Origin of the sequence: Aminobacter sp. SR38 (genome assembly GCF_014843375.1) — a bacterium.
Lineage (GTDB): Bacteria > Pseudomonadota > Alphaproteobacteria > Rhizobiales > Rhizobiaceae > Aminobacter > Aminobacter ciceronei.
This window is the reverse complement of sequence record NZ_CP062112.1, coordinates 4,636,086-4,645,294: the sequence shown is the minus strand read 5'-3', so window position 1 is coordinate 4,645,294 and position 9,209 is coordinate 4,636,086. Positions and strand designations below refer to the sequence as shown.

Sequence of the window (9,209 nt, the reverse complement as noted above, 5' to 3'; positions counted from 1 at the left end):
TATCGTGATAGCCGAAGCGCCTTCCGTCAACAGGAGACAATTCCATGACAGCCGCTTCGACGCCCGCCATCTCGGTCAACACCCATCTGCGCGTCGCCGCGAGCGCCTTGCTGCTGCTCGCGCTGACCTCGCTGCACCACGCATATGGCGCCGTAGTCTTCGGCACACCCTGGCGCCTGCATATCCTGCTTTTCGTCGCACCTGCGGCAATCATCATCGCTGCCCTGCTGTATGCAGGTTGGTTTGCCAACACGGAGCGCTCGGCACGCCTGCTCACCTGGGCGGCGGCAGTCGTCGTTTTCGTCATCCCCATCGTGCTGGTCGGTTATGTCGAGGGCGGCTACAATCATGTCTTCAAGAACGTCGTCTATTTCGGCTTCGGCGAAGCGGCCTTCCACGCCATCTTCCCGACCCCGCCCTACGAAATGCCCAAGGACCTGTTCTTCGAGATTTCAGGTCTCGCCCAATTTCCGCTCTCGGTGCTGACCACGGTCCTGACGATCCGCATGCTCAGGAGCTTCGGCAAATGACCCTGCATCCTGACTGTCGAATCGGCTGAGACCTCAGCCGAACGAAAACACCGCACTCGGCTTAGTCGTGGCCGCTTGGCCGGTGCCGACATCCGCCACCGCATGTTCGGCAACCAGTCGAAGCCGTGCATGCGGAAGGTGGGCCCGGCCGGGGTCACCGACGAGCGCCTCGATGCCTGCGTCGACGCAGCGGTCGAGAAAGGCGGTCACCCGCGCACCCAGTTCGGCGTCGTAGAACAGGTCGCCGACCGCAACGATATCCACCTCGGGCACCCGGCCGCCGGTCACATCACCGCTGATGGCAATGATGTCGACACCGTTCAGCGCCGCATTGAGCCCGATCGCGGCCACGCCATTGCGGTCCACCTCGGCCGCGAGCACGGAACTTGCCCCCGCCATACCAGCGGCGATGCCGACCACCCCCGAACCGGCGCCAAGGTCGAGCACGCGCCGCCCCCTCACTGTCTCGGGTCGCTCCAGAAAATGTCGCGCCAGAACCAGCCCGCCGGCCCATTGATAGGCCCAGTAGGGCGGCGGCGCATCGTCGCCGGCGTCATCGGACGCGAGCCGCCACAGCCCGCTGCCCGGATGCGCGGAATAGAGCCTGATTTCGGGAACCGAAGGCACCGCCACGACATGCATGTTCGCGACGATGAAATCGGCGATGTCAGGCTGCTGCGTCATGCCCTGATGGTTCAATGTCCGGCCCCGGCAAACTTGCCGCGACATCTAGCACGCAGCCGGCCACCGCACCGCTGAATTCAGTAGGTCCAGACCCCACCTTTGCACGCGCTGTAATCACAGGGTACCGATGGCGCCGGTGAGAGGTTGCGAGTCACAGGCAGAACGATGCTGAAAGCAGCAGGCAAAAGGCATGGCGCTCCGGGCATGACCATCCTCTGGTTGTTGGCCGCCCTTGTCCTGGCCTGCTCGCCGGTACAGGCGGCAGACCGCACCATCTATCTCACCTTCGACGACGGTCCGCTCGACGGCACCGGCAACATCCTCGATGTGCTGCAGGCGGAAAACGTGCCCGCCACCATGTTCATGGTCGGCTTGCACGCCAAGTCCAGTCCGGAGAGCAAGGCGCTTGTCGCCCGCGCCAAAAGCATGCCCCTGGTCACCTTGGGCAACCACAGCTACAGCCACGCCTTCAACCGGTACCGCAAGTTCTATGCCGACACCGAAGGTGTCGTCGCCGACATGGTGCGGGCCAATGCGGCCCTCGGGTTGGACGTGCCGACCCATGCCCGGCTCCCCGGCCGCAACGTCTTTCGCCTGCCCAACATCTCGACCAACGACCTTTCGATCGACCGCATCGAGATCGGCATCGAGGAACCGGACTACGAGTTCGTCGCCGCCACCGGCTTCTGGCTCTATGGTTGGGATCACGAATGGGTCCATGACGGCACCGGCAAGCCGGTGCAAAGCGTCACCAGGCTCGTCAGCGAGATCGACCACATGTTCACAGGCAAGGTCCGCTTCGTCAGGCCGAACAGGCTGATCCTGTTGATGCATGACGAGATCTTCCAGGACACCTTCAACGGCACCGCCAATCTCACCGCCCTCATCCAGGGGCTCAGGCAGCGCGGCTACAGCTTCGGGCACATCCCCGATTACGACCCGTTGAACTAGCGCAATCCCAGGAAAACTGTACAGCGGTTCTCCGTCCGGAATTGCGCAAGAACGGGAAGACGGGGAGATTTCCGCGGTTCGACGAAAAGCGGAAACGCACCCGCGCCGGGCAGAAGCCGGAAGAGGCTGGAAATCGAAGGCTCCCGCCCCGCGACGGGAATGAAAATCAGGCCATCTTTGCCAGGATCTTGTTCATGTCCGCGGCATCGAACGCCTTGAGCGTCTGTGTCTTGACATTGCCAAGTGCAGAAATGGACAAGCTGAGCGCCGTCACCGTCAGGTCGTCGGGTGCTTCGACAATCGCCACCACGTCATGCTTGCCGAGCGTCCACAACAGCGTGTGAACCTTGGCGCCACCCTTGTCGGCCATCGCCCTGAACACATCGGCACGTTTGGTCGTCTCCCGTACCGATTTGACTCCTTGGTCCGTGAAATTCGTCAGGAAAACATAATATGCCATGCTGACCTCCCTCAGTTGCGGAGGCGTGCGGGCGCATCAGGCGTTGCCGCCGTTTCTCCCGCCCGCATCCTAGCACGGGTCACCGTGGCTGGATGCAGGCAGGGCATAGGCCTTAGGAGCTAGGACCGACCAGCCCCAATGCCTTCAAGGAATGCGGCTCAGGCCTTCAGCACGCCCGACTTCTTGGCCACCCATGTGGCGATGTAATCCATCAGTCCGGGCGACAGGCAGTCATAGGGTTCAAGCCCGAGTTCCCTCAGCCGGCCGCGCACGCCGTCCATTTCGGAGGGGTCGACACCCGCCTCGATGATCGACGACACGAAGGCGGCGAAGCCCGGTTCGGCCCAGCCCGCTTCCTGGAAGCGCTCGGGATGGATGAAGTCGAGGCCCTTGAAGGCATGGTCGCGCTCGACCGGGCCATACATGTGCACACCGCAGCCCTTGCAGGCGTGGCGCTGGATCAGCGCCGACGGATCGACCACCGCGAGCTTGTCGCCATTTTCCAGCACCGTCACGTTCTCATGTGCGGTGACCGCCACGACCGAGAACCTGGCGCCTTCCGGCTTCCAGCATTTGGTGCAGCCGCAGGCGTGGTTGTGGGCAACCTGGCCCCTGATCGCCACCTTGACCGGTTTGTCGGCGCAGGCGCAGACGAGCGTGCCGCCGGTAAAGGCGGCACTGCCGGGTTTGACCCCGCCGTCGAGCGCCGGATGTATCGAAACTGAAGCCATATCCTGTTCCTCCCTGTGTTCTGGCGTCCGCACGGACACCAACAAAAGTTTTGCGGCAAAGAACTCTAAGAGGCTGGTCCCATACGATACATGTCGCGGCGGCATTTGTGCATATCCGCCGTTCAGATTGCCTTGATTTGGGGCGATCGGCCCGGTTGGCCCGCCTAATCCGCGGGGCCGGCAAACAGGATCAGATTGCCGTCGGGATCGAGCACGATGAAGTTCCTGGCGCCCCACGGTTCCTTGCGCAGCGTCTGGTGAAAGACCACGCCCGCCGCCTGGAAGTCGAGGAACAACTGCTTGATCTCGCTGGCCGTATCGACGGTGATCGAGGCGGATAGCAGGTGCTCGCGTTGGCGGATGTCACCTGCAAACACCGGCTCACACACCAGCCTGAGCGCCAGTTGCGCCCTGTCCCTGACAACCTGCCCGCAGAAAGGCGGCTCGCCATAGACGAAGTCGACCGAAAAGCCGAGTTTGCCGGTAAAGAAATTGCATGATGCCGTGATATCGGCGACGAACAGCTGCGCTGCGGTCGCGGTCAGGGTTGGACGTGTGGTCCGCGTTTTTTGGTCATTCATCACAAGGGCTTCTGATTTGAGCGCTTGCCAGCTTTCAAAACCTTGCTGTCGTGCGACAAGCTCCTGCGCATCGGCGAGCTTGAAGGCAGCCTGCATCACCTCGCTGTCGTCGAGATGCTGGAAGCGCGGCAACGCCGCCCTGATCTCGGCGGCGACGGGATGATAGCCTTCGCGATACCAGCGCAGATATTGCTTGGCCTGCTTCTTGAGGTTTTCGAGGTTCGGCATGGGCGCAACTGTTGGACTTGGTCTGACAGTAGGCGGGCATTGCCCTTTCGGCCTTCGCCGATGCGCCCTACGCAGCCCTGAAATCCTGCCCCGGCTGGCGCGCCTTTGTCAATTGCCATGCAGGACGGGCCTCGGCGCGCAGCCTCACCCGTCGCTTCGGGCGAGAAGAAGCGCGCCGGCCGTTACTCGACCAGACTTCAGCCCAGCGCCCGCTCCACCATCGCTTCGGCGTGGATGCCAGTGGTGTCGAACAAAGGCACGGCGCTGTCTTCCGACCCGACCAGCAGCATGATCTCGGTGCAGCCGAGGATCACGGCCTCTGCCCCGCGCGCGACGAGCCGCGCGATCACCTCGCGATAGGCCAGGCGCGAGCGTGCCTCGACGCGACCCTGCACCAGCTCGTCATAGATGATGCGATGCACCACCGCCCGGTCCTCGGCCTCAGGCACCAGCACCTTGAGTCCATGTAGCTCGGCAAGCCTGCCCTTGTAGAAGTCCTGCTCCATGGTGAAGGCAGTGCCGAGGAGACCAACGCGGCCAAGTCCTGCGGCGCGGATGCGTTCGGCGGTCGGGTCGGCGATGTGCAACAGCGGAATGCCGATTGCCGCCTGCACCTCTGACGCCATGCGATGCATGGTGTTGGAGCAGATGACGACAAAGTCGGCCCCGCCGCGCTCCAGCCGTCGCGCGGCGCCAATCATCTCCAGCGTCGCCTCCTGCCAACGGTCGCTGCTCTGCAAAGCCTCGATCTCGGCGAAGTCGAACGACCACATCAGCATGCGAGCCGAATGCAGCCCGCCCAGCCGCGCGCGCACCTGCTCGTTGATGATCCGGTAGTATTCGGCCGAGCTTTCCCAGCTCAACCCGCCGATAAGACCAATAACCTTCTGTGGCATATCCCAGGCTCCTGGGTGACGAATCCGAACCCCAAGCACTAGCCTGCGGCAACGGTCGCGCCAAGCGGGTTCCGGTTCGGCCTGGCTGCCGCCATCGCCGCGACGAACCCCGGCTCCACGAACCGTGCCGTGCCATCCGGCAGGCCGAGAATGCGGTCGACGGCCAATCCCTGCTCGGCCAGTCGGCGCTCGAAGGCGGCGATCGCCTGGCTCAAGGCATCGGCGCCTTCGGCCGCGAGCAGGTCGGCCACGGCGCCATGAGTGACCGCGCCGAGCAGCAGCACCAGTTCGGCCGAGATCAGAGGATCGTTGCTTGCCATGCTGCCTTCGCGCCGGCCCTTTTCGATGATGCGCGCCAGCGCGGGCGCCATCACGGCCATCACCGTTCGGTGCATGCGGTGGTAGAGCACGATATTTTCAGGCAAGAAGATGCTGGCGAAGGTGGCAATCGCCTCGGCCGCCCTGTCGGTGTCGCGGCCGCGGCGCAAGAACGCGTTGAGTTGCTCGACTGCGCTCATGGCAGGCGTTGCCAGAATCGCCTCGAGTTCGGCCCGGGCGCGCTCAGCGGCCTGACGTGCCAACGCCTCCAGCAACGCGTCCTTCGAAGGGAAGTAGTAATAGAACGCCCCCTTCGACAGCCCGACGTCGCCAATGATGTCGTCGACCGATGCCGCCTCATAGCCGCGCGCGCCGAACAGCCGAGCCGCCGCCGCAAGCAGTTCCGCCCTTCTTACTTCAGGATGCCTGACAATCCGGGGCATCTCACCTCCACTCACCGCCTATGCCGCATGCTCCCACCTTATCGCTTCTTGCTAGTGACCGCCAGTCAGTATAACTGACTACTGGTCAGTCCGCATAGGGGAGCCGCCATGCGCATCGCCATCCAGACGCTTGGCACGCGGGGTGACGTCCAGCCCTATGTTGCATTGGCTCGCGGCCTCTTGCGGCGTGGCCACGAGGTCCAACTCGCGGCGCCCGAGCAGTTCGAAGCGATGGTCACCCGCCACGGCATCGACTTCTGGCCTTTGCCGGGGGAGTTCCTGGCGTTGATGGACACGCCTGAGGGCAAGGCGGCGATTGCTGGAAGTCGAGGATTCGGCGCCGGGCTGAAGCTGCTCAAGCATGTCCGCCCACTGATGCGCCGCCTGCTCGACGCCGAATGGGCGGCAATCGGCCATTTCGGTCCCGATGTCATCATTCATCACCCCAAGTCGATCGCCTCTCCAGACATTGCCGCGCGACTAGGCCGACCGGCGGTTCTCGCCTCGCCACTGCCCGGCTTCACGCCGACGGCCGCGTTTCCAAGCCCGCTCCTGCCTTTCGCCAACCTGGGCCCGCTCAACCGCCTCAGCCATCTGCTGGCAACGCGCGGCCCGGGCCTGCTGTTTCGGAAGGAACTCGCGCGTTGGCGCGCGCAGTCGCTCGGCCTGCCGTCCGGCCATCGGCCCGGCGCGCCGGCTGTCACGCTCTACGCTTACAGTCCGGCCGTCGTCCCCAGGCCGACCGATTGGGGCGGCGATGTCCTTGTCACCGGATACTGGTTTCTCGACGAGGACGACTGGCGGTTGCCGACCGATCTCAGGGCATTCCTTGCCGCTGGCGACAAGCCCATCTATGTCGGCTTCGGCAGCATGCCCGGTCTCGCCCCCGGCAAGCTGGCGGCCGATGTCATCGAGGCGTTGGCCCGCACCGGCAAGCGCGGCGTTCTGGCGCTCGGCGGCGGCGCTCTCGAGGTGCCCTCACCCCCGGCGCATGTCCATGTCATGACCGCGGCACCGCATGACCGGCTGCTGCCTCAGATGAGCGCAGCCTTGCACCACGGTGGTGCCGGCACAACCGCTGCTTCGCTACGCGCCGGATTGCCAACGATCATCTGCCCGTTTTTCGGCGACCAGCCATTCTGGAGCCGCCGCGTCGCTGACCTCGGCGCGGGGCCCGCCCCACTGGACCGGGAATCGCTGACCGTTGCGGCGCTCGCAGCAGCATTCACCGCCACAGATGCACCTGGTATGCGCCAGACGGCGACTGCAATGGGCCAGGCGATCGGCGCCGAGCATGGCCTCGATATGGCGATGAAGGCCATCGAAGCCCTCGTCCCGCGCGCCTAAACGCAGAGCCCAAAGTCCGGCATCGATTTTCGGAGGCAACGCGCAGATTCTACAACCTCGTTTCCGGGCCCAGCGTCCGCTGCCCTGCAGCGCCTCGATCTCGGCGAAATCGAACGACCACATCAGCATGCGCGCCGAATGCAGCCCGCCACGTAGTGTGCGCACCCGCTCATTGATGATGCGGTAATATTCCGCCGAGCTCTCCCAGCTCAAATCCGCCGATCAGACCAATGACCTTCTGAGCCATTTCGCCCCTGCCTCTGCTCGCTCGACCGCAATTTCCAACCCGGCCGGTCTATCGCGCCATCGCCGTAGGGGACAAGCGCGCCGGGACGACTACCGGGATGATCATGCGTCAGTGCAATCCGCCGTGGCAATTGAAGCGTTGCCGGGCCATCTTCACGATGTAGCCGGCATCGGTATCGCCAGCTTCCAGCTCAAGGCCGAAAGGATCTCCGAGCTCATCTCTGATGCCCAGAATGTCGACGAGTGTGCCGCGCGCCGACAGCTGATCCTGATCAGACGGGTTGCAGAATATTGCAACGAGCTCGCAGCCCAACTCATCGTCGCGGAAGTCTTTGAAGTAGTCCTTGGCGAGATGGATCGCCGACATACGGCTGTTCATCCAACCCAGATCGGTCGGAGACATGATCAGCTTCCGTAGAAGCGGACGGTAACGATCTACGAGACCCAGGTAGCGGACCAATGCCTTGAGTGCTGTTTCGCCATGGACGTCACGTTCCGGACCGCGAAGATAGGGCTCGATCAACAAGGCATCGTCGGCGGCTCCGCAAAGTCCGACGACATACAAGGCTGAATTGATGTCACCCCCATGCGCTCGAAGGATGCCGCGCGCGTAATCCAGCTCAAGCGAGCTGACGGTGCCCGCTTTCACCCCTTGAGCCCGTTTTCGAATATCGCCGATCCTCACATTAGCCTCACACATTGACGTTCGCGGATTTTTGCCGGCGCCTCGAAACGGCGCAAGAAATGGTAGCCAGGAATTTGATGTCCGCAGCGTCTCTCCCTAACACTGCCCGCCTCTGCCCAGTGTCCGTTCGACCTCGGCCAGGATCCACTCGCGAAAGACCTTGATCTTGGGCACGTTGCGGCGCTCCTCGGGATAGACCAGCCAGAAGCCGGAGCCGTCGGAGCCGACATGCTCGAAGGGCTGGATCAGCGTGCCATTGGCAAGTTCTTCGCGGTAGAAGGTCGGCGTCAGCATCGCCACGCCATGGCCGACGATGGCGGCGATCGCCTCATAGGCCTGCGAGCCCATCTTCGGTGCCGGGCGCTGCGGCAGCATGTCGGCGGGCAGGCCGGCGCCCACGAACCACTCGCCCCACCACAGGTCGCCGGGGTCTATCTGCGGCAGCCTGAGCAGGTCGGCCGGTTCCTTGACCCCGCCGATCGTCGCGGCGAGCTTCGGGCTCAGCATCGGCGCGAAATCTGTCGGCACGATCAGATGCCCAGCCAGCCCGAGCGGCAAATTCCCGTCATCCCTGCGGATGACGACATCGACCTGCTCGGTCCTGAAGTCGGTGTTGCGGGTCGTCGTCTCGAGCCGCACCGCAAGATCCGGCTGCACCATCTGGAACGCGCCGAGGTGCCGCGCCAGCCAGCTCGCGGCGAATGTCGGCAGCGTCGAGACGACCAGCACACCGCGCGCCCCGCCGCGGGTTTCGCCCCACGCCTCGCCCAGCATCTCGAAGGCGGCACTGACTTTCGGCGCCAGCGCCCGACCTGCTTCGGTCAGTTCGGTCTGCTTGGGCCGTCTCAAAAACAGCGGCGTGCCGGCACGCTCCTCCAAGAGCTTGATCTGGTAGCTCACCGCCGCTTGCGTCGTACCAAGCTCTTCCGCAGCCCGGGTGAAGTTGCCGAGCCGCGCCGCCGCTTCGAAGGCACGGATCGCCGTCAGCGGCGGCAGCTGAACAATCGCCATAAGTTTTCCTTATGCACTCATCCTTACGTTCAGTTGGATTCATAGCAAAAACAGGAGGAAAGAGGAGGCACTTCCTCAACAGAATTTGACTATTGAAA

Annotated in this window: 11 protein-coding genes; 3 read left to right on the top strand and 8 right to left on the bottom strand. The window is 63.7% G+C overall.

What is annotated here, in order from left to right:
* Positions 1–44: 44 nt before the first annotated feature.
* Positions 45–530 carry a hypothetical protein gene (locus tag IG197_RS22745; RefSeq protein ID WP_192315094.1) on the top strand — a complete coding sequence of 162 codons (486 nt, stop codon included), beginning with the start codon at positions 45–47 and terminating at the stop codon, positions 528–530.
* A 33-nt stretch (positions 531–563) separates the two neighbouring features.
* Here the strand turns inward: IG197_RS22745 and IG197_RS22740 are convergent, their stop codons facing one another.
* Complete coding sequence (locus IG197_RS22740; RefSeq protein ID WP_192319927.1) at positions 564–1,214, bottom strand: methyltransferase; 651 nt, start codon at positions 1,212–1,214, stop codon at positions 564–566.
* 204 nt (positions 1,215–1,418) lie between these two features.
* Between IG197_RS22740 and IG197_RS22735 the strand changes: the two genes are divergently transcribed.
* Positions 1,419–2,165: a polysaccharide deacetylase family protein gene (locus tag IG197_RS22735; RefSeq protein ID WP_192315093.1), complete on the top strand. Its 747-nt coding sequence runs from the start codon at positions 1,419–1,421 to the stop codon at positions 2,163–2,165.
* Between the two features lie 166 nt (positions 2,166–2,331).
* On the opposite strand, the gene IG197_RS22730 is transcribed toward IG197_RS22735, so the two are convergent.
* The 5 genes from IG197_RS22730 to IG197_RS22710 all read right to left on the bottom strand — a co-directional run bounded on the left by IG197_RS22730 (position 2,332) and on the right by IG197_RS22710 (position 5,822).
* Positions 2,332–2,625 (bottom strand): GYD domain-containing protein, encoded by a 294-nt coding sequence (locus IG197_RS22730; RefSeq protein ID WP_192315092.1) that lies wholly within the window; start codon positions 2,623–2,625, stop codon positions 2,332–2,334.
* A gap of 158 nt (positions 2,626–2,783) precedes the next feature.
* Complete coding sequence (gene gfa, locus IG197_RS22725; RefSeq protein WP_067959508.1) at positions 2,784–3,356, bottom strand: S-(hydroxymethyl)glutathione synthase; 573 nt, start codon at positions 3,354–3,356, stop codon at positions 2,784–2,786.
* Positions 3,357–3,520: 164 nt separating this feature from the next.
* Positions 3,521–4,165, bottom strand: a complete 645-nt coding sequence (locus IG197_RS22720; protein WP_192315091.1) for a VOC family protein — start codon at positions 4,163–4,165, stop codon at positions 3,521–3,523.
* A 197-nt stretch (positions 4,166–4,362) separates the two neighbouring features.
* On the bottom strand, positions 4,363–5,061 hold the full coding sequence (locus IG197_RS22715; protein ID WP_192315090.1) for an aspartate/glutamate racemase family protein: 699 nt from the start codon (positions 5,059–5,061) through the stop codon (positions 4,363–4,365).
* A 38-nt stretch (positions 5,062–5,099) separates the two neighbouring features.
* Positions 5,100–5,822: a TetR/AcrR family transcriptional regulator gene (locus IG197_RS22710; protein ID WP_182573315.1), complete on the bottom strand. Its 723-nt coding sequence runs from the start codon at positions 5,820–5,822 to the stop codon at positions 5,100–5,102.
* Between the two features lie 108 nt (positions 5,823–5,930).
* Here IG197_RS22710 and IG197_RS22705 point away from each other — a divergent pair, with 108 nt between their 5' ends.
* Positions 5,931–7,169 (top strand): glycosyltransferase, encoded by a 1,239-nt coding sequence (locus IG197_RS22705; RefSeq protein WP_192315089.1) that lies wholly within the window; start codon positions 5,931–5,933, stop codon positions 7,167–7,169.
* Between the two features lie 355 nt (positions 7,170–7,524).
* Here IG197_RS22705 and IG197_RS22700 read toward each other — a convergent pair whose 3' ends face one another.
* Entirely contained in the window at positions 7,525–8,100 is a 576-nt protein-coding gene (locus IG197_RS22700) for a hypothetical protein (RefSeq protein WP_192315088.1), read from the bottom strand.
* Positions 8,101–8,196: 96 nt separating this feature from the next.
* A complete protein-coding gene (locus IG197_RS22695) occupies positions 8,197–9,111 on the bottom strand; it encodes a LysR substrate-binding domain-containing protein (protein ID WP_192315087.1) in 915 nt (304 codons plus the stop codon).
* Positions 9,112–9,209: the final 98 nt, after the last annotated feature.